Origin of the sequence: Brevibacillus nitrificans (assembly GCF_003710965.1) — a bacterium.
Taxonomy (GTDB): Bacteria; Bacillota; Bacilli; order Brevibacillales; family Brevibacillaceae; genus Brevibacillus; species Brevibacillus centrosporus.
On sequence record NZ_RHHU01000007.1, the window covers coordinates 131,933 to 151,612 of the forward strand.

General features: G+C 50.8%; 17 protein-coding genes. 6 read left to right on the plus strand and 11 right to left on the minus strand.

Annotated features, from left to right (window positions below; genetic code table 11):
- Window positions 1-50: 50 nt before the first annotated feature.
- The 4 genes from EDM59_RS13140 to EDM59_RS31055 form a co-directional block, all read right to left on the minus strand.
- Complete coding sequence (locus tag EDM59_RS13140) at window positions 51-968, minus strand: nucleoside hydrolase (protein WP_122924005.1); 918 nt, start codon at window positions 966-968, stop codon at window positions 51-53.
- 29 nt (window positions 969-997) lie between these two features.
- Window positions 998-2,419, minus strand: coding sequence for an MFS transporter (locus tag EDM59_RS13145; protein WP_122924006.1), 1,422 nt, complete (start codon window positions 2,417-2,419; stop codon window positions 998-1,000).
- A gap of 187 nt (window positions 2,420-2,606) precedes the next feature.
- Entirely contained in the window at window positions 2,607-3,371 is a 765-nt protein-coding gene (locus tag EDM59_RS13150; RefSeq protein WP_183192908.1) for an IclR family transcriptional regulator, read from the minus strand.
- Between the two features lie 193 nt (window positions 3,372-3,564).
- The gene (locus tag EDM59_RS31055; RefSeq protein WP_170184418.1) at window positions 3,565-3,738 is read right to left on the minus strand and encodes a hypothetical protein; all 174 of its coding nucleotides are present in this window, start codon (window positions 3,736-3,738) and stop codon (window positions 3,565-3,567) included.
- Window positions 3,739-3,962: 224 nt separating this feature from the next.
- On the opposite strand from EDM59_RS31055, the gene EDM59_RS13155 reads away from it, so the two are divergent.
- The 6 genes from EDM59_RS13155 to EDM59_RS13180 all read left to right on the plus strand — a co-directional run bounded on the left by EDM59_RS13155 (window position 3,963) and on the right by EDM59_RS13180 (window position 14,341).
- Window positions 3,963-6,572, plus strand: coding sequence for an SLC13 family permease (locus EDM59_RS13155; RefSeq protein WP_122924008.1), 2,610 nt, complete (start codon window positions 3,963-3,965; stop codon window positions 6,570-6,572).
- Window positions 6,573-6,722: 150 nt separating this feature from the next.
- The gene (locus tag EDM59_RS13160) at window positions 6,723-7,082 is read left to right on the plus strand and encodes a DUF3307 domain-containing protein (RefSeq protein WP_246011027.1); all 360 of its coding nucleotides are present in this window, start codon (window positions 6,723-6,725) and stop codon (window positions 7,080-7,082) included.
- 23 nt (window positions 7,083-7,105) lie between these two features.
- On the plus strand, window positions 7,106-7,789 hold the full coding sequence (locus EDM59_RS13165) for a Crp/Fnr family transcriptional regulator (RefSeq protein WP_183192909.1): 684 nt from the start codon (window positions 7,106-7,108) through the stop codon (window positions 7,787-7,789).
- Window positions 7,790-9,592 carry a CHASE2 domain-containing protein gene (locus EDM59_RS13170; RefSeq protein ID WP_122924011.1) on the plus strand — a complete coding sequence of 601 codons (1,803 nt, stop codon included), beginning with the start codon at window positions 7,790-7,792 and terminating at the stop codon, window positions 9,590-9,592. It begins immediately after the preceding gene.
- Between the two features lie 19 nt (window positions 9,593-9,611).
- The gene (locus EDM59_RS13175) at window positions 9,612-13,106 is read left to right on the plus strand and encodes an Ig-like domain-containing protein (RefSeq protein ID WP_183192910.1); all 3,495 of its coding nucleotides are present in this window, start codon (window positions 9,612-9,614) and stop codon (window positions 13,104-13,106) included.
- A gap of 53 nt (window positions 13,107-13,159) precedes the next feature.
- Complete coding sequence (locus EDM59_RS13180; protein ID WP_122924013.1) at window positions 13,160-14,341, plus strand: NHL repeat-containing protein; 1,182 nt, start codon at window positions 13,160-13,162, stop codon at window positions 14,339-14,341.
- A gap of 85 nt (window positions 14,342-14,426) precedes the next feature.
- Here EDM59_RS13180 and EDM59_RS13185 read toward each other — a convergent pair whose 3' ends face one another.
- From EDM59_RS13185 to EDM59_RS13215, 7 genes are all read right to left on the minus strand, one after another.
- On the minus strand, window positions 14,427-14,849 hold the full coding sequence (locus tag EDM59_RS13185; protein ID WP_122924014.1) for an SRPBCC family protein: 423 nt from the start codon (window positions 14,847-14,849) through the stop codon (window positions 14,427-14,429).
- Window positions 14,846-15,175, minus strand: a complete 330-nt coding sequence (locus tag EDM59_RS13190; RefSeq protein WP_122924015.1) for an ArsR/SmtB family transcription factor — start codon at window positions 15,173-15,175, stop codon at window positions 14,846-14,848. The genes EDM59_RS13185 and EDM59_RS13190 overlap by 4 nt, the downstream gene beginning before the upstream one ends.
- Window positions 15,176-15,257: 82 nt before the next feature.
- The gene (locus tag EDM59_RS13195) at window positions 15,258-15,680 is read right to left on the minus strand and encodes a DoxX family protein (protein ID WP_122924016.1); all 423 of its coding nucleotides are present in this window, start codon (window positions 15,678-15,680) and stop codon (window positions 15,258-15,260) included.
- Between the two features lie 227 nt (window positions 15,681-15,907).
- Window positions 15,908-17,017 carry a mandelate racemase/muconate lactonizing enzyme family protein gene (locus EDM59_RS13200; protein WP_122924017.1) on the minus strand — a complete coding sequence of 370 codons (1,110 nt, stop codon included), beginning with the start codon at window positions 17,015-17,017 and terminating at the stop codon, window positions 15,908-15,910.
- Window positions 17,018-17,163: 146 nt separating this feature from the next.
- Window positions 17,164-18,030 carry a LysR family transcriptional regulator gene (locus tag EDM59_RS13205; RefSeq protein ID WP_122924018.1) on the minus strand — a complete coding sequence of 289 codons (867 nt, stop codon included), beginning with the start codon at window positions 18,028-18,030 and terminating at the stop codon, window positions 17,164-17,166.
- 83 nt (window positions 18,031-18,113) lie between these two features.
- Entirely contained in the window at window positions 18,114-18,914 is an 801-nt protein-coding gene (locus tag EDM59_RS13210) for a M55 family metallopeptidase (RefSeq protein WP_122924019.1), read from the minus strand.
- Window positions 18,911-19,639, minus strand: coding sequence for a gamma-glutamyl-gamma-aminobutyrate hydrolase family protein (locus EDM59_RS13215; protein ID WP_122924020.1), 729 nt, complete (start codon window positions 19,637-19,639; stop codon window positions 18,911-18,913). Before EDM59_RS13215 ends, EDM59_RS13210 begins: the two co-directional genes overlap by 4 nt.
- Between the last annotated feature and the right edge of the window lie 41 nt (window positions 19,640-19,680).

The window sequence follows — 19,680 nt, forward strand, 5'->3', positions numbered from 1 at the left end:
TCTTTGCGGGTCAGCCCCCACTGAGAGGGCTGACCAGCTATCTGGCAACCTTATCCAATTCGGTGGAAAAAGTCTTTCATAAATCTGTCTGCATCCACCTGCACACATACTTTGGTATTCGGCTGAGCGCTGCCTTCCCGATACAAGTCTTCGGTCGTTCGGCCTAAAGCATCCTCTTCCAGATCTACCCGAATAAACATAGGAACGGTTTGCACCAGATCCGGATAGGCGGCTACACCCACTGCCAAAGGATCGTGCAAGGCGCACCCCTGCAAATAAGGATGAAGCTCTTTATAGGCGTCCAGGTAAAATTGCGTGCACGGTGCCAAAGACTTGCCCAGCTTGTCATCCTTTTCCTTCCATCTCTCCACATCACGCGTTGTCAGCAATGTTTTTCGAGTCACATCCAAGCCCACCATTGTAATGGGAAGGGTCGAGCCAAAAACGATATTCGCCGCTTCCGGATCAATGATGATGTTGGCTTCCGCAAATTTGGTGACATTCCCTGGGGTCATGACCGCTCCACCCATGATCACGACACGACCTACCATGTCCACGATTTCAGGCGCTTTGGCAATCGCTAGAGCCAGGTTTGTCAAAGGAGCGGTGGCCACAATCGTCAGCTCCGACTTGTATTGGTAAATTTGCTCAATCATAAAATCAACGGCTGGCTGCGTGGAGACCATGTCTTTCACGGGGCCCAAGGTATTGCCCATCCCATCTGTTCCGTGAATTCTCCCGCTGTAAGTACGGCTGCGCTGCAAAGGCTTTTCGGCGCCTTTCCTAACCGGAACATCGGCACCTGCGTATTCCAAGACCTTGCAGGTGTTTCGATAGGAGTATTCCACAGGGGCCATCCCATACGTAGTCGTAATCCCCACCAGCTCGACATGCGGCAAAGAAGTCGCATACGCAATAGCGAGAGCATCATCGATACCTGTATCTACATCCATCAGCATCTTTTGCATAGCTATTTTCCTTTCCAGAGGCTTGCTTGTTATTGCATGGTCTGACTGGACTCTTCGCGACTGAACTCTTCCTCGCGATTGAAATTCTTGCCGAAGACGCTAACGAACAACCATGTTGCCAGACCAATCAAGATCATGAGCACGAGCGAAACATTGCTAAACAAAGCGGTTTGCGTGTGGGAGGAAAAATCTACGATCTTCGTCATCATATACGGCTGGCCGTACAGCATGGCGACAAACGCTCCCCCCAGGGAAGCCGCTATGGTGACCACCAGCTTTTCCACACCGATCCCCGCACCTTGCTGATGCTTGGGAAGCAGCTGCGTGAAATTCGTCAAATAGCCGGAGAAGAACAAGACGTAGCCGATGTTGAACAGCCCCATGCCCAGGAACGAAAACACGACGGAAAAGCCGACGAGGAAAGCAATCATGGCCAGACCGGCAAAAATGAACGTTCCCCCAAGCAAGGCAATATTGCGGTACCCGATCTTTTTGATAATGCGCCCGGTAAACATACCGATGATGAACGCTGCGATGTTCGTGATCGTGTAGAAAGCGCCAATCGTACTGGTGGACATCCCGTACGTTTCTTTCACGATAAACGGGAAAATAAAGTAGAAGCCGATTTGGGTCGCATAGAACAAAACGCCGACGATCAAGGAGCGTGTGATTCCTTTGATCTTGAAAAGCTCAGGCTTCAAGAACGGATTTTTGCTCTTTAGCGTATGCCAGACGAACATAGCGGCACATACAGCAGCACCAGCCAAGAGCAGCGGGTATTTCATTTTAAAGGTCAGGAACGTAATGAGGCAGGCAGAGATGGCCGTCATTAAAATCATGCCAATCACATCGAAGGAGCCTTTTTTCATCACTTCTTTTGGAAGGTTTTTGAACAAGACTGGCAAACCGAAAATCGTCAGCAGCGGAATCAAAAAGACGAGATTCCAATGCAGGTACTCTGTAATGTAACCGCCGAACAAATGGCCCGCCGCACTCGCAAGCTGGTAGATGGCCGTGTTGTAGCCAAGGTATTTGGCAGCCGTCAATTTATCAAAGTACTTGATCGCAATAATAATCTGTAAGGCGACTGGAGCTGCAATCGTGACTGCGAATAGGACACGGGAAATGATTAAAAGCGTAAAGCTATGCTGGGAAAATACCCCGAGTAGAGTAGCGATTGGAAATATAACGCAGGTAAACAGCATGACCTTGCGTATGCTGATGATGTCGGACAACGCCGTATAAATAATGGCGGCAATCCCAAAGAACAATTTGCTGAAAGTCACAATCAGGCTGATCGTCGACGGAGTTACCCCGAACTCTTCCGACAGGTTGGGGGTAATCAGGTTAAAAACGTTGTCATTAAACGTGTAGAAAAACTCGAACAGCAGGATCCAGGGCATACACTTGGCGACTCTTTTCTGTATGTCCTCCCTTTGCAAATCGTTCATCGCAGCTCCCTCTTTCCCTAACGAATAAAATGAATGGCGAAGTCAATGCAGTTGCTTCCTTGGGTGGTATCCATCGTTCTCCTATTTTTTCGGTCCTCACCTCCCTTGCCGAACCATTCGATATTTTGCTAGAGCATCGTTTTGTTCTTATTTGAAGGACGTCGTTCTTCTCAAATAGCAAAAAAAATTATCTGGAACCCATCCGCTTTGATATCTCAAATGCTGCTTGCTGGCAAAGCCAAACAAGGCGGTCTGATTCTTTGCTCATGCGAAGTTCCAATCCAGAGATCGATAAACCTGCCACGACATTGCCCGTATAATCTTGTATGGGCACGGCAATTCCCATGCCGCCCAACGAAAAATCATTCGCGGATATGGAATAGCCCTGCTCCCGAATCACAGCCAGCTCCCGCAATAGCTCGTCCGGATCGCATACGGTGTATTTCGTATAGCTCTGCAGTCCGTTGGCAATAATTTGCCGGATGCTATCCTCTGGCAGATAGGCCATCAATATTTTCGTAGTCGCTCCCGCATGAAGCGGCACTCTTTTTCCCATCGGAGACGTATAGCGAACGCTTTGGGAAGACTCCACTTTTTCTATGCAGATGCCTTCCAAATGATCTACAATCATAAGCATGACTGTCTCATTCGTCTGCTCGCACAGCTCTTCCATGATTGGTTTAGCGATCGAACGCAGGTTCATTTGATTGGCGACGATCATCCCTAATTCGAACAGCTTGATCCCCAGCGTGTACTTCTGATTGACAGGATTTTGTTTGACAAAGCCGCGGTTTTCCAACGTGACCAGCGCCCTGTGCGTCACACTCTTGTACACCTGCAAATGCTCGCTCAGCTCAGATACGCCCCACTCCGGCTTGTCCAGGGTAAAGCATTCCAAAATTTTAAGAATTCTGTCGCCCGTTTCCAATTTGGCCGTTTTTTTGTTTTCCAAACTCACACCTCTTGTCCTCTAAATAAGAACGGCGTTCTCTTTTTTGTTTTTTAAAAATTATAACTTATCTTTGAGTGGCTGTGAATCTATTTTGGAGCGGCATAAGAAAAATCTCCATGCGTCCTCCGAGGTTCGGCATGGAGATCGGTTTCAGATGCTTGACGCTAGACTAACTAAAGACAGTCCTTTTTTTCTATAGGTTTTCCGCACTCTTCAAGGCGTGCTCCCAGCTCGGGAAATAGAACAACGCGTTTCTCATTAGCTCGGGATCCGTTTGCTTTACTTGCTTTTTGCTGACCGACCCTCCATTGCTCTGGATCGATTTGATTCTGTTAATGACCTCATCTGCGCCAAAAGTAGCCTCCATATGCAAACACTCCTTTCAGACTTCAAATTCACTTCTATTGTGGACAAGCAGGATTTGATCCATACGAATTTTTCATTCTTTTTCGCAACGTCTGTCTAAAATACTAACTTTAGATAGCTTACAAATGCGATATAACTATGCTATTTTACTGAGGTGTCATCAAAAGAAACGAATTCAACTGCATAAGCCCTGCTCCAAGCGGATCGACGGGCGGGAGGCAAACTATGGCATCGCTACAAAAAATCGGAATGTTTACGCAATTATCCAATATAGAATTGGCCAAGCTGCTCGGGAAATTGGATCGACGTACAGTAAAAGTGGGCACGGTGCTGTTTCGCCAGGGCGATCCCGGTGACAGCCTCTACGTCATCAAGCATGGAAAGCTGGAGCTATACGTCGACACTACGTCCGGGAGATCCCCTCAAATGATCTCTGTCCTCGGTGAAGGCGACACGCTCGGAGAAATGGCCATGCTGACGGGGGAGGCTCGATCAGCTACAGCGATCGCAGCTACGGATGCGGAGCTGTACATCATTGACCGGGAGACCTTCGAGGCTCTCGTGGAAGATTTGCCCTCCCTCTCTACCTATTTCATCCGACTGCTGTCACGTCGATTGACGACGACCAACGAGCAGCTGATGACGACCAAGGAATTGACCTCCCAAGCGATCGCAAAGGAACTGGATGACTTCCCATCTGCGCTCGTACACCTGCTGCTGTGCTGCTCCCCTTTTCCGAGGATCAGCGGCAGATGGCTGGAAAAGCAATTGGGAATAGACATGAAAGAAGCGCTCGAGAATGAGCCAAGGATAAGGCGGTTCATCGAGGAAGTCGATACATCGCCTGGGTGGTATACGCTCGTATCAGATACCCGTCAAGTGATGGCTGAAATCGCCACGGTCCGGTATGGACATGGAGAAATCCTTGAGCAGATTTCCGAGATGCTTGCTTACTATGAAGCAGCACAAGAGTGGGAAGCGGCCGTCGAGCTGTTGAGTCTGTCCGGACGTTGGTCGGAAGCACTCGAAATTGTCGATCGCGTGAAATCATCGCTCGATGCTGGCAGCCATATTCGTTTGTACAAATTGCTGGATGCCTGCCCGCCTGAGTACATCGTCAGCCGTTTTGAGCGTTTGTCGTACTGGATCACGCGCGTGGAACCGCAATCCGGGATGGTGCTTCTGGATCGCGCATGGAGCGAGCACGGCGAGCACTATACGGATGAACAATGGATCGCTACTTATGAATGGGCTGCGCACATCCAGGCTCAACTAGGCAGACACCAGCAATCCATGGAATATTTGACTTTGGCAGAAGCCAGAAAATCGGGCACAGGAAGCAGCAGTTGGGGTAGAGCTCCTGGATCTCATCTGGTTCAACAGCAATTGGCGAGAGGACAAATTCGTAGGCTGGCCGGCAGTGCGGGCGGACTTTTTCAACGCAGCCCTCTTGGTGTATGGATAGCGGCCGTCCTTGTATTGGTCAGTTTGGCGTGCTTTCATTATGTCGATCCATTCGGTGGACTGTCCCGATCAGCGATGGATTTCATCGGAATCGGGATCGCTGCCGTCATTCTCTGGATTGTCAATATCATTCCCGACTATATCGTCGGACTGGGCATGGTCATGGCGTGGGTGATGGGAGGCGTGGTTCCCCCCGAGGTAGCGTTATCCGGCTTTGCCTCTACCACCTGGCTTTACATGATCTTCATCATGGCATTCATCGCAGCCATCACTCGCTCGGGGATCTTGTTTCGCGTGTCACTCAATGCACTGAAGCACTTTCCGCGACACTATCGAGGACAGCTGTGGGGAGTCGTTGCCGGTGGCATTTTGCTCAATCCGCTCATCCCTTCCTCTTCTGCCAAAGTATCGCTGGGTGTTCCCTTGGCCCGCACCTTGTCCGAATCCATGGGCTTTTCCAGCAACAGCCGCGGCGCAGCAGGCTTGGGACTTGCCTCCATGATTTTTTATGGCTTTACCGCACCTTTTGTTCTGACCGGATCCTATACCAACATGATGGCGTACGGTCTGGCTTCCATCGGAGTTCCCATCAACTGGCTCCAATGGTTCGTCTATGCCCTTCCGGCGTTCCTCGTTTTTGCCGCGGTCATGCTTGTGGTCCTGCATTTCATGTTCCGCGACGTACGCCAGGTCAGACCGATCTCAGACGATGTGCTAGACGAGCAGCTGCGCTTGCTTGGTCCTTGGACGAGGACGGAACGCATCGCCGTCATAACCACTCTCGCCAGTATCACGTTGCTGGTTCTTCAACCCTTGCACGGCATCGACAGCGCATGGGTTATGCTCATCGGCTTTGCCGTTCTCGTCGTGAGCGGCACGCTTGATCGACAAGCGGTGTCTACAGGCATTGACTGGACATTCCTGCTGTTTCTCGGCGTAGCGTTCAGCTTTGCAGGAGCTACGCAAGAGCTGGGGATCACAGATGCCCTATCCGTTTTCCTGGGAAATCACATGGCCCTGTTTCTTTCCAGTCCCGCACTGCTCCTTTCCGTTGTCATTCTCATATCCTTTCTAGTGACACTGGTCATCCGGGACGATCCAGCCGTGATTTTGCTCGTGACAGCGCTGATGCCGCTTGCCCAGCAGGCAGGTATTCATCCTTGGATTTTTGTTTTCGTGATCTTGCTTGCTACCGATCCTTTCTTTTTCGCCTATCAGTCTCCCACTTATCTGACTGCCTACTACAGTTCGGAAGGGAAGGCCTTTACTCATCGCCAGGGACAGCAAATCGCACTTGTTTATGCGGCCGCCGTCATTTTGGCCGTTCTCTTGTGTGTTCCCTACTGGAAATGGATCGGCCTTATTTCCTAAATCTCTTTTCGCTTTTGTGAATGCCGCCACATTTTTTTCGAGGGAAACCGTGTAAACTGTAGTCGGCATGCTACTATGGGATTAGATGACCCTTCCGCTTTTCTTGGAAGGGACTCTCTTTTTCCCCAAACGGGAGGAGTTCAGTCAGCCGTGAATCATTTTAGTGCATTTGACATTCTCTTGATCGCACATCTCATTGGAGATTTTCTGCTGCAAACGGAATGGATGGCCAAGTACAAAGCCGACCGCTGGGTTCCTTTACTGGCCCACTGTCTCGTCTATACCTTCTCTGTTTCCTTGCTCGCCTATCTGTTTGTGCCTGGCGGGCTGTCCTTGTGGGCGATCGTACTTGTTTTTGTTTCCCACGTGATACTCGATCGCCGCAGCTTTGTGTACTTCTGGTATCGCAAAGTCATGCAAGTGACCGATGACCGAAGCAAATGGCTGATGATCATCTGCGATCAAGTCTTCCATCTCATCATCTTGGGGGTGGCATTGGCGATCAGCTGAAAAAGGAGTTGTTTCGTCTACTCATGAATACTTCCCATTTCCTTCGCAATTTTCCCTTTTTTCAAGATTTGGAGGAAGACGATCTGGACAAGCTGTCTCCCCTTTTTTTGACTCGTACTTATGAGAAGGGAACAGACGTCTTCCGAGAAGGCGAGCCTGGTGATGAGCTTTACATCATTCAAAGCGGCATCGTCAAAATCTATCGGGATGACGGAGTCAGAGACGTCATTCTCGCCATTTTCCGTGATGATGATTTTTTTGGAGAAATGGCGCTTTTGGAAAACGAGCAGGTACGCTCCGCTTCCGCCCAGACGCTGGAAAAAACGACGCTGTATGTCCTGAAGCGCCGCGATTTTGTCTCATTGGTCTATCAGAACCCGATGATCTCTCTGCGTATTTTGCAAACGGCCCTCGACCGCTTGCGCAAGACGAACGAAATGACTACGGATCTAACCATGCGCGATGCCCGTACTCGCATCATGAAGATGCTGCTGCGGCTGACAGATAAGCATGGCATCTTACAGAAATCGGGCGTTCTGATTGATCTGAAGCTGACTCATCAGCAAATCGCCGATATGACAGGCACAGTACGCGAAACCGTAACCAAGGTATTGCTTGAGCTGCAAAATCAGCAAGTCATCCTGGTCAAGAAAAAGAAAATCTACATCTGCAATCTCGCAGAGTTCGAACGGTTGGTAGAGGCATAAATGAAAAAGACCATCTGGAAGCTGTCTTTCGCCTTAAATTTGCTGGTAGTGCTGCTCTGCGCGGCTCTTTTTTTGGGAGATGCGTTAGTTAAGCTGCATAACACTGTCTACGATTACGACATGAAACAAAGCATGACCCACGCACCCCATGAAGACATCATCGTGATCGACATTGATCAGGAGTCCCTTGATCTGATCGGAACATTCCCTTGGCCACGCGACACCTACATCCCTCTATTAGAAGCTCTGGCAGAGGCAAAGGTCGTCGGATTTGACATCACCTTTACCACCAAAAGCGAAGATTCGGCAATCGATGAAGCATTTGCTGCCGAGCTGGCCAAGCATGACAACATCATCATTCCATCGGTAGTCGAGCTGGAAAGCTTTTTCCGCAAAGAAACGACGGTCATCAAAGATCAGCTCATCAAAGGTCAAGCGTTGATCAAACCGATACCGGAAATTGCTTCGGCGGCCAAGACAGCGCATATCAATGCAGCACTTGATGAGGACGGCGTGATCCGGCGCACATGGCTCATGCTCGATTCGCCTGAAGGCAAAATACCTTCTCTCGCCTACCGAATGGCGGAAATGTATGGTGCCGACGTCAAGCATTACTTGACGGATCACCCGCAGACAGAGCTGCCCATCAAGTTTGACGGCTCCACCAAGGATTTCATGAACATTCCGTTTTACATGGTGCTCAGCGGCGAGGTCCCTCCTGAAACGTTCAAGGACCGGATCGTTCTGATCGGCAATGCGGCTGCAGGGGATGATGCCCATCCGACACCGATCGATAACCATATGTATCTCGTCTATGCACACGCCAATATCATCAACCAGCTGCTGCACGATCAAACGATCACGATCGCAAGCGACAGCCTCATCCTCCTGCTGATGCTACTCGTGCTTCTTCTCACTGTCTGGTTTACGTGGCGCTTAAAGCCACTTTACAGCATCGGCATGGTCGTTGCGGTTTCGTTTCTTTTGCTCTATGGGCAGTGGCTTTTGTTTGATTCCAAGCTGGTTTACCTGTCGCCCGTCCTTCCTCTCGTCACCTTGTTTGCTGCTTTCTTTGTCAACATCGCAGCCAAGACCTATATGGAAACGCGGCAGAAGCAGTTTATCACCCGCCAGTTCGGGCGCTACATCTCGCCGGAGCTAGTCCGGGAGATCGCCAAGCGCGAAGTTGAGCTGCCCCTCGGTGGTGTGAACAAGGAGCTCTCGATTCTCTTCTTGGACATTCGCGGTTTCACTCCGCTCTCGGAGAAGCTGCGGCCGGAAGAAATCGTCGACTTTTTGAACCGGATGTTTGACATGATCACCACGCAGGTCCTGCATAATCACGGTACGATCGATAAATTCATTGGAGATGCGGCGATGGTCCTGTTTAACGCACCTCTCGACGTTCCCCATCACGAGTATTACGCGGTGAAGACGGCATATGACATCCAGCAGGGCATGGAGCAGGTACGCAGGGAGATCTGGGAAAAGTATCAGGTCGAAGTCAGCATTGGCATTGGTATCAATACGGGTGAGGTAGTCGTCGGCAACATCGGTTCCTACCTGCGCGTGGACTATACAGCCATCGGCGATCACGTCAATACAGCAGCGCGCATCGAGTCAAACGCCGCCGCCAATCAGATTTTAGTGTCAGAAGCGACCTATGAGCGGACGCAGCCGTATTTCCGCTATGCGTCTATCGGCGAGAAGTGGATGAAAGGAAAGGCAACAAGCGTCCATTTGTATGAAGTGACTGGTTTCATCGGAGCACCGGACGAAACGCATGTGTCCGCGAGATTGTAAAAGGGGAGGGAATCCGGAAGTGAATATCATCCTGAAAGGACAAGGAGCACGTCTCCTGGCAAGCTGGCGAACTTTCCTCTTGTTCGCCGTCATCTGCTGCTTGCTTGTCGGGGGGGCAAAGACAGCGGCGGCTGCCGATACCTCACGCGTAGCGAAGGTCGATGCGGTCACAGGGAATGTTCAGGTCAAAAAAGCAGGCGGAACCAAAGCGTACAAAGCTTTTAAAAGCATGAGCCTCAATCAGGGAGACGTCATTACCACGGGTCCGAAATCGAGCATTACCATGAGCATGGATCAGTCTGCCGAGGTGACCGTCAGTGAAAATACCGTCCTTTCACTCTCTGATTTGCAGGCTGCCATCGCTAGCAATCAAACCAACCTGAAAGTATGGTCGGGGTCAGTCTTTATCAAGGTAAAGCCATTTACAAACAAACAAGACAAATTCACCATATCGACCCCTACAGCCATCATGGGAGTACGGGGAACACAGCTGCTCGTCAGCATCGATCCCAATACGGGAAGCTCATCCGTTTTCGTAGCATCCGGGACTGTAGCTACCCAGGCTCCAGGCAATAGCCAGATTCAAAATATTTATGCGGGAATGCTAGGCAGCTACTATCCGTCAACGAATGGCGTCTCGACGCTTCCGCCTGAATCGGCTGTTTCCTTTATTCAAGTCGAGGATCTATTGCAATCACTCTCACCGCAGATTATCGAAGCACTCATTCGCAACAAAGCTTTGATGGATCTGGAGCACGATCAGTTCATCGCGCAGCTTACACAGCAGCTTGCAGGCTCATCCATCCCTTCGACGCTGCAGCTTTCATCAGACGCTGATCTGAAGCGCTATCAGCAAAACCTGGAAAACCTGCTGAATGCGTTGCTGCAAACAGCGCTTGAGAAAAACATCATTTCCAAAGACGATATCGCTGATCTGATTCAAGCTGTGAATACAGAAGTAAACCGGAAAATCGATCTCGACAAGCCGTCTGAGCTTGACTGGAATTCCAAACAGGATCAAATGCGGGATGAATGGTTGAAAAAAGAGGAACAGCGAAAAAAACAAGCGGAAGAAGAGAAGCAAAGACAAAAGGATGCATTAACAAGACAAGCAGAATTGTTGGCCAAGCTGCAGGAGCAGCGTGACAAGCTCAACAATGAAAATGAAAAAGCCAAGGAAGAGGCCCTAAAAAAGGCACAAGAACAGTTTAACCAGAACCATCCAGCGGCTCCCGGTTCCTCCGCAGGATCTTCTGGCGGCTCTGGATCGGGTGGCTCTGGATCAGGTGGGTCCGGGTCTGGCGGCTCTGGCGGATCCGATAAAGATGATCCAACCATTACATCCATCGCCCCACTCTCCCTGGAAACGTTTCTCCAACAGTCGTACACGCTTCCAGCCACTGTAGAAGCTACGATGAACAAGGGCTCGAAACGTGAGGTACCCGTTACCTGGAACAAAAAGGCAGACACCAGTCTCACTGGAGTCTATACCTTTGAAGGAACCGTAAAAGACTACGAGCAAAAGGTGAAGGCTACGCTTACAGTCTTCGCGCGTATCGGCACACCCGTGCCTCTCTTGCAGCAGCGCATCCTGTTTGAAAATGGCGTCGTCATGGACTTCGGTTCCATGAGCTTGCCTGAAAAAGCTACGGTGACCCTGCAAAACGTTTCGCCCGATTTTTCAAACGAAGCACTCTCGGCGGCCGGGCCCATCATCGATTTCGTGTTCCAAGGAATCGAGATTCATGACCCTGTTACGATTGCCTTCCCCGTAAATGGGAAATCTGCACAGCAGGTCGGTATCTTCCATCGGGAAAGCGAAACGAAATGGGAGTACGTCCCGACAACAGTGGAAGCCGGAATCGCTACGGCTACAGTCAATCACTTTTCGACCTACGGCGTACTGAAAGCGCCGCAGGTGGCAGCGGTGACAGCAACACCGGATGAGGGACTTGTCGATCATGGGACAAGCATTTCCCTTGCTTCTGAGACCTCAGGGGCTACGATCTATATCAAAAAAGGGAATGAATGGAAGGCATATCCCCCGAGTGAACAGCTAACCGTTCCTGGGGATGGAGATAGCATCCAGGCCTACGCCTCCAAGCTCAACATGCGCGATAGCGATCCGGTCAGCTTCTCCTACAGTACCGCACAAGCAAGCGTCATGGACAGCTCTACGATCAGCGTCAGCTTTACGCAGCCTGTGGATTCGGCTTCCTATCAAGTTCGCGTATCATCTCCCTCTACCACGCTTCCCATTGCCTTGGTAGAGCTGCATGGAGACAGCGGATTGACGATTGCTCTTGGGGTAGACACTACCGAAATGCTGATCCAATCGTACACGGTACAATTTTTCAAAGACTCCCGTTACGTGGCGCAAAGCAACTCTTTCACATTAGGGAAGGTACCGCCACCGCTGCCAGTACCGTCCGTAGAGGAGATCGAGATTCACCCAGATGAATCCCCGGGGAGATTCTTCTGGTCAGCGTTGGAGGGTGATCCGCGCTACCGGATATACGTGAATAATGAAGAAGTTCCTGAGCCATTCATAAGTACAGATGGAGCGACCACGTATCTCGAGCTGCAGGGATCCTTTGAACCTGACATCAGATACGTCATCAGAGTGGAGGCTTTGGATGAAGACGGAAAGGTCATCGCGAAGGGTAACTATGTATTTACCACTGAGCCCATCGAATTGCCCGATCTGAACATCAAAGTAACGGACAAGCGTTCCAACCGAATTGGGATTAAATGGACGCAGCACTCCTTCAATGGCTGGTATCGAATTCATTTGGTGGGGGGTAATGGAGAACCTCGTTACTACGAGACTGGTGAAACCGTCTACACATTCTCCGATCTACAACCCGATACCGAGTACTCCATTTCCATTGAGGAAGTGACCGGTGACGATATTACCGGTACAGGAGAAAAAACAGTTCGGACACTAGCTGATGGAGAAGAAGGATTCGTCCAGCCTTTTGACATCAACTATGATCCAGAGCAGGATGATTTTTATTGGGATTCTATTTTAGATGCTGCTAGCTATACCGTGTATGTAAACGGGGACAGATGGCCCGCTGACATCGATGATAGCGAGAGCCTCACGCGAATGACCCTGTATGATTTTTTCCCAAGTGCAGAAAATGACATTTTGGTCGAGGTTTATGACGATTCTGACACCATGATCGCAGAAGGCTCTATCTATTACATACCGGATGAGGGACCGGAAGAACCAGGTGAGGAACAGCCTGGCGGACCCGGTAGCGAGCAGCCCGGTGAACCTGGTAGCGAGCAGCCCGGTGAGCCTGGTAGCGAGCAGCCCGGTGAGCCTGGTAGCGAGCAGCCCGGTGAACCTGGTAGCGAGCAGCCCGGTGAGCCTGGTAGCGAGCAGCCCGGTGAGCCTGGTAGTGAACAGCCCGGCGACCCCGGTAGCGAGCAGTCTGGCGGGTCCGGCGGCGAGCAGTCTGGCGAGACCGGCGGCGAAGGGGAGGTTCCTCCCCTCCCTTTGGTGTAATAGAACGGAGATTCTCAAAATCTACAAGCATTCAACCATAAGGAGCAATCGCTATGAAACCAACGAAACGGACGATCTGGATGGCGACCCTCATGACCAGTCTGTTGACGATCCAGATGGCTACTCCTGCTTTGGCGGAAGACTTCGTGCAGACAAGCCCGGCGACGCAATCCGTGTCGATCAAGGCGGGTAACGGGCAATTTGGCGAGGACAACGGTCCAGCCCACTCTGCATCCTTTCGCTCCCCTATGGGCATCGCCTTACATCCGGATGGGTCCGTCTATATCGCTGATACCAAAAGCCATTTGATCCGAAAGCTGTTCCAGGAAAGTCTCTCGACATACGCCGGCTTCACCTTCTCACAAGATGCCTCGGGCTACCCAGTCGGCACCCTCTATGACGACAGCGCCAATCTATCTGTCTTTCAAGATCCGCAGGGTCTTGCGCTGGATGCCTCCGGAAATTTGTATGTCGCAGATACAGGCAATCACGCCATTCGGAAAATTACTGCCCAAGGAGTTACCACGATCGCAGGGGATGGCGTCATGGGCAGCCGCGATGGGAAAACAGGGAGTGAGGCACGTCTCCACTCTCCTGCTGATGTGGCAGTCGCTTCGGACGGTACTGTCTACGTGGCGGACACCCTGAATCACGTCATCCGCAAGATTGCTGCAGACGGAAAAGTGACGACACTCAACAGTCCCTCCACCCGAGTCGTGGAGCTGTCCCCCGGCAATGTCGAGCCAGCCGGAGATTTCCAGGACGGACCACTGGCTGCCGCCAAATTCAACGAGCCTAGTGGAATCTGCATCGATGCCAAAGGGAATCTGTACGTCAGCGACACAGGCAACCAACGCATTCGTTACATTGATCTGCATCTGCAAACCGTCTCTACTGTGGCTGGGATCACTACCACAAAGTACGAGCCCAACAGCCTCTACATGACGGGTGGCTATACCGATGGAGCTGCTGCTGCAGCCCAGTTTCAATATCCCCGAGGCTTGGCTTTAACATCTGAGGGTGGCTTGGTCATCGCAGATAGTCAAAATCGTGCCATTCGCTACCTGCGCGATGGCAAGGTCACGACACTATCTCCCGCGCAATCAGCCGCAAGCACCACAGCAACTTTGACATCTCCCTTCCAGCTTCCGGTAGATGTTGCAGTAGATGCGACCGGAGCGATTTGGGTCGTAGACGCTTTTGGGAATACGGTTTTGCAGCTTCCTCCAAAATAAATGACGTGGATACTGCTTTTCTCGTAAAAGAAACCCTGCCAAAATGGCAGGGTTTCCTCCTTTTCTCTTTGATTAAACTTACCTTTTATTGTTCGAACAGCTTTTCAAGCTCACCGCACCATTTGCTCCAGCCGTACTTCGCGCCTTCGAGTCCTTGAGGATTGGAGAATCCGGTTTGATCGAGATGAAGATTTACCTTTCCGTCTCCTAAATCCTGCAGTATCCAGGTGACCGTATGCTTCTCTCCCCCACTAGCCCAGGTGTAAGACAAGCGATTGGGTTCATCCACGACAAGCACTTCTCCGTCAATCACTCCATTCCACCACTCAGTCGGCTGCGTCCGGAACTGAAAGCGATGACCGACAACCGCTTTAAAATCATTCTCCATTGGCTGACCCGTATGAATGTTGCACACCCACTTGGCAAGCTTGTTTGGCTCGGTCAAGGCAGACCACAGCTTCTCCATCGATGTTTTGTACTGAAAATCCAAAGATAAGGCTAAACTCATTCTTCTTCCTCCTCTAATAGTTGATGTAAACGCAGCATATTCGCACTCCAGAACTTGCTGTAGAAAGCCACCCAATCTTGAATTTCTCGAAGTGGAGAGGCGTTTAGCCGAAATCGGGTTTCTCTGCCTACTTTTCGGTCGAGTACCAGTCCGGCCTCTTTCAGGATTGTCAAATGCTTGGATACCGCTGTTCGGCCCATTTGAAACTGTGCGGTTAATTCATGAAGCGGCAGCTCTTCCACCTCTGCCAGCAATTCAATCAGCCGGCGTCTGGTTGGATCGGCAATCGCATCAAATACATCCCGTTGCTGGTTGTTCTCGCTCACAACACTCCCTCCAAGAGGTTGATTTTCTGTAATGGCTATCTAAGGATGACCCAGCAGGACAAACGATCAAATGATCACCTCCCTAAAGTTTGCGATTTTGTGGACGCAGCGCCCACGAGACGATGTTAAGGACAGTATAGAACAGCGGGAGGATGATCGAAAAACCGTACTCGCCATAATCGTTGGCAAGCGCATGAGAAAGAGCTGCCCCCGTCATCAAAAAGAAAATGCCAGCATGAACCCATTCCTTCAGCCTAGGAAATCCTGGCACGACAAGTGCGATCGCTCCGAGTACTTTCCATATCCCGAGAATGGTCAACATGTATAAGGGGTAACCCAGCTTCGTCACTAGCTCGACGTTTCCCCCATATTGCATCAGCTGTCCGATTCCACTTAACAGGACCGCTGCTGCAAGCAGGAAGGTGACACACCAGTAAGCAATCCTTTTTCCTCGGGGCTGGAATTCGACGCGCACGGTTGTTTCCATACCGATACTCTTACTCATTTGTTTCCTCCTCATCCTTTAGTAAAGAAACGGATTCTCGTTGCGAACAAGAGATATGAATAGCTTCCAATTGGACACTAAATGGTGTCATTTAGATAATACGACACCATTTAGTGTCCTGTCAACCTCGTGTATGTTTCTCCCGGGCTTCATGAAAAAAAGGCCCCGGCATGTTCATGCCGAAGCCCTGCAGCTGTGAGTGCATTCCTTTCGCTTGCTGGAATTTCTTATTCAATCCTCGCAGATTGGCTGCTCAAGCGACGAACTAGCTCCTCGTCTACCTCCACGCCCAATCCTGGCGACTCATTCAAAATCAGCTCGTTTTTTCGGTAAGTCAGGACTCCGATGTCTTGGGAGAACATCAGGGGGCCGACCATCTCATTGGAGAAGATCGCTTCTTTTGCAAGAGAAAGATGCGCACCTGCGGCAGTGGCTACAGCGGATTCTACCATGGAACCGACCTGACAGCGCATTCCTGCCATCTCGGCTTGGGCAACCAGCTTGCATGCCGGATAAAGCCCCCCGCACTTCATCAGCTTGATGTTGATCAGATCGGCAGCCTGCTTTTGGATGATTTCGCGCATTTCCTTTTCCCCGTGCAGCCCCTCGTCTACCATGACCGGAATGATGGTCTTTCTCCTGACGTCTGCCAAGCCAAACAAATCGTCAGCCAGGACTGGCTGCTCGATCCATTCCATCTGACAATCCTCGACCTGCCTGAGGACCCGCATCGCCGTAGCTGCATTGCCCCAGCCCTGGTTGGCGTCTACGCGCAGCTGGATGTCCTCGCCGATCGCCTCCCGCACAGCCCGAATACGCTTCACATCGACAGCGGGGTCCGAACCCACCTTGATCTTGATGCTCGTATAGCCTTCGGAAACAGCCTGTGCAGCTTGTCTTGCCATCTCTTCCGGTGCGAGGATGCTGACAACAAATGGAACCGTCAACGTCGCATGCGATTTGCCCCCCAGCAGATTGTAGACTGGCTGGTTCGCCGCTTTCCCCATGATGTCGTAGCAGGCAATATCGATCGCTGCCTTTGCCGTCGGCGCGTGGTAAACCGCATTGGACATGAGCCGGTGAATTCTTTCGATATGGAATGGATTTTCTCCGATGAGCAAGGGCGCGATGTCATTTACCAGCATCTGATATGTACTGGAAAAGGTCTCTCCCGTCACATGGGAGTCAGGCATGCCTTCCCCATACCCGATCACTCCTGCATCCGTTGTCATTTTTACGATTAGGCTCGGCAGCTCCTGATACGCATCGTACGCCACAATAAACGGCCGCAGCAGGGGAAGCTGCGTCGCGAACACTTCGATTGATACGATTTTCATAGAATCCCTCCTCTGTTTTTTCTTCCGAAGCTTCTGATTTTATAGTAGTCCATCTTGGGGGGGATGAAAAATGAGGTTGTCCAATGGTAACTATTAAAAAAGCAAAAGAAAAAGACGATCTCGGACTTTCCCGAAAATCGCCTTGCTCACACGCGAAATGTGGGCCATACATCCAAAACAACATCAATGAAGCTGCTCACAGTGCTGAATTCACGCTGATCCTTTGGATAAATCAGATGGGTCAGCAGCCGTCTGGGAAATCGATGCAGGATTTGCAGGCTCCCCTGCTTGACCTCTTCCTCGATCATGACGTCGCTGATCAGGGCAATGCCTGTTTGCGACAGGACGGCACGTTTGATCGCTTCCTCACTCCCGCATTCAATCGTGGAAGTCGGCTTGCACTGGATCTCGTCCAGACACTCTTTAATGACCCCTTCCAAGTCGTAGGTAATGAAGGGGTGCACCTGGAAAAGCTCAGAAGCGCTGCGGGACTTGACCATCTGCGGATGGGCGACCAGCACCAAATCCTCTTGGTCGATCAAAATCTCCTCGATTCCCGGCCGATTGCACTTCCCGGCAACGATGCCAATATCTGCTTGGTTGGCCTCTACCAGCTTGATCGTCTCCTTGCTGTTGTAGCAAAGGAGCTTCATCTGCACTTGCGGGTGAAGATTGAGGTAAATGCTCAGCAGCTGTGATAAATAGTAGCTGCAGTAAAATTCCGGCGCTGCTACGATCAATTTGCCGTTTGGCTTCTCCAGCCTGCGCAAGTCCTGCTCCAGCTCCTCCAGATTCTGAAACAGCTTGTCAGTATGCTTTTTCAAAAGCTTGCCTGTCGGGGTCAGAAAGGTCCGCTTCCCTACCCGGTTTAGGAGGGTGTGACCGATATCCCGCTCCAATGCCTGAATCTGCAAGGTAATCGTCGGCTGTGAGTAACGCAGGATTTCCGCCGCTTTCGTGAGGTTGAGACATTCTGCCACCACATGAAACGTTTTTAATTGACGAAGTTCCATTTGCTTTCCTCTCTTTTTGTCTGGATCAGTCCTAACAACAAAGCTGCCCCAAAGCCGAAATCGACCAAGGGACAGCCCAGAGCTTACAAAACGAAAAACAAAAAGCGCAGCACTTCCATGTAATCGTTCGTTTCAAATTCAACCGTCTTGTGACCCGTTTGTTTTGCACCCGGATAGAAGGAACCGCTGTATGCATGATAGTGTTCACGGAAAGCGATCTCGACACGGAAGGATTCCGGCAATTTCACCAGGTATTGGGAGAGGTCATCTCCCGCAACGGCTTCGACCTGCTCCTTGATCCTCTTCAACGCCAGATCTGGATGAATGGATAGCGAAGCGTTGCCGATCCCTTCGCTCACTGGCACCGTTTTGATGTTTGGATTCAGCTTCTGGGCATCCTCACAAATCATCTTGTCCCCCGTAGCGAGCAGGACGGGAACCCCTTTATAGGCTGCGATGTACGTGTTGATCGTCAGCTCGCTGGCGATTTCCCCATTGATCTTGACATGCTCATTTCGCATGTTCATGGTGTGTGCCAGAGGATTGCCGTTTTTCCCGCCTGCGGAGTGATAGCCGATCAGGAAAACGCCATCGAAGCTTTCGTCCAAGCCTGCCATCATACTGAATGGATCATTGGTCCACCCACGCAAAATTCTGACTTGCTCCGGCAGTTTGGACGGATCCAGATTGCGTGCGGTACTATGCGCGTCCTTGACGAGAATGTCTTCCACCCCAGCAGCGAGTGCTGCTTCGCACGCAGCATTCACTTCTTTGGTCATTTGCTCTGTAAAGTATTTGCTGAACGATTTCTCGATGTCTGCCTCGTTCCAGTTGGTAATACCGGTGATGCCTTCGATATCGGCGCTGATAAACAGCTTCTTCATACAGATACCCCCTTTTGTTTGAAAACAAGAGATTCCTGAATAAACTGACGAAATAGCGCAAGGAACATCGGATGGCGCTTGGTCATGCATTCCGGATGCCATTGAACCCCTAGCAAGAATTGGTCCTCCGTGCTTTCTACTGCTTCTACAATACCATCTTCTGAATAAGCTGTCGCTACGAGATTTGTCCCTAGAGCCTTCACAGACTGGTGGTGAAAGGAGTTCGTGAAGATCCGCTCTTCTCCAAAGATTTCATAGAGCTTCGTGTCCTTTTTGATCTGTACGGAATGATAGAGTTCATCGGATGCCGTCTGCTTCGGATAGTGCCCCAGCGTACCCGGGATTTGGCTGTGGATATCCTGGTAGAGCGTTCCTTTTAAAGCGACGTTGATCAGCTGAATCCCTCTGCATATGCCGAGGATCGGCATCTTTTGGTCATAGGCGCTTTGGAATAGGGAGAGCTCGTAGTCGTCCCGGATGGATGATTGGGAGTGCAGCTCCTTGACCGGGTTTTCTCCATAGTAATAAGGAGCGATGTCGTTTCCGCCGGTAAAAACAATCCCGTCTACTAACTCTATGTATTCTTCGTAGCTCGTCTTTTGATCCAGAATGGGAATGGTGACGGGAATGCCGCCAGCCGCGTAAATCGAATCCGTGTAATTTCGACTGACCGTGCTGTACATCGTGTCTGATAAATAGGTAGTAATGCCGATAACCGGTTTCATGGCTCTGTCTCCCTCACGAGGGCAGGGCCGAAAAGCAGCAG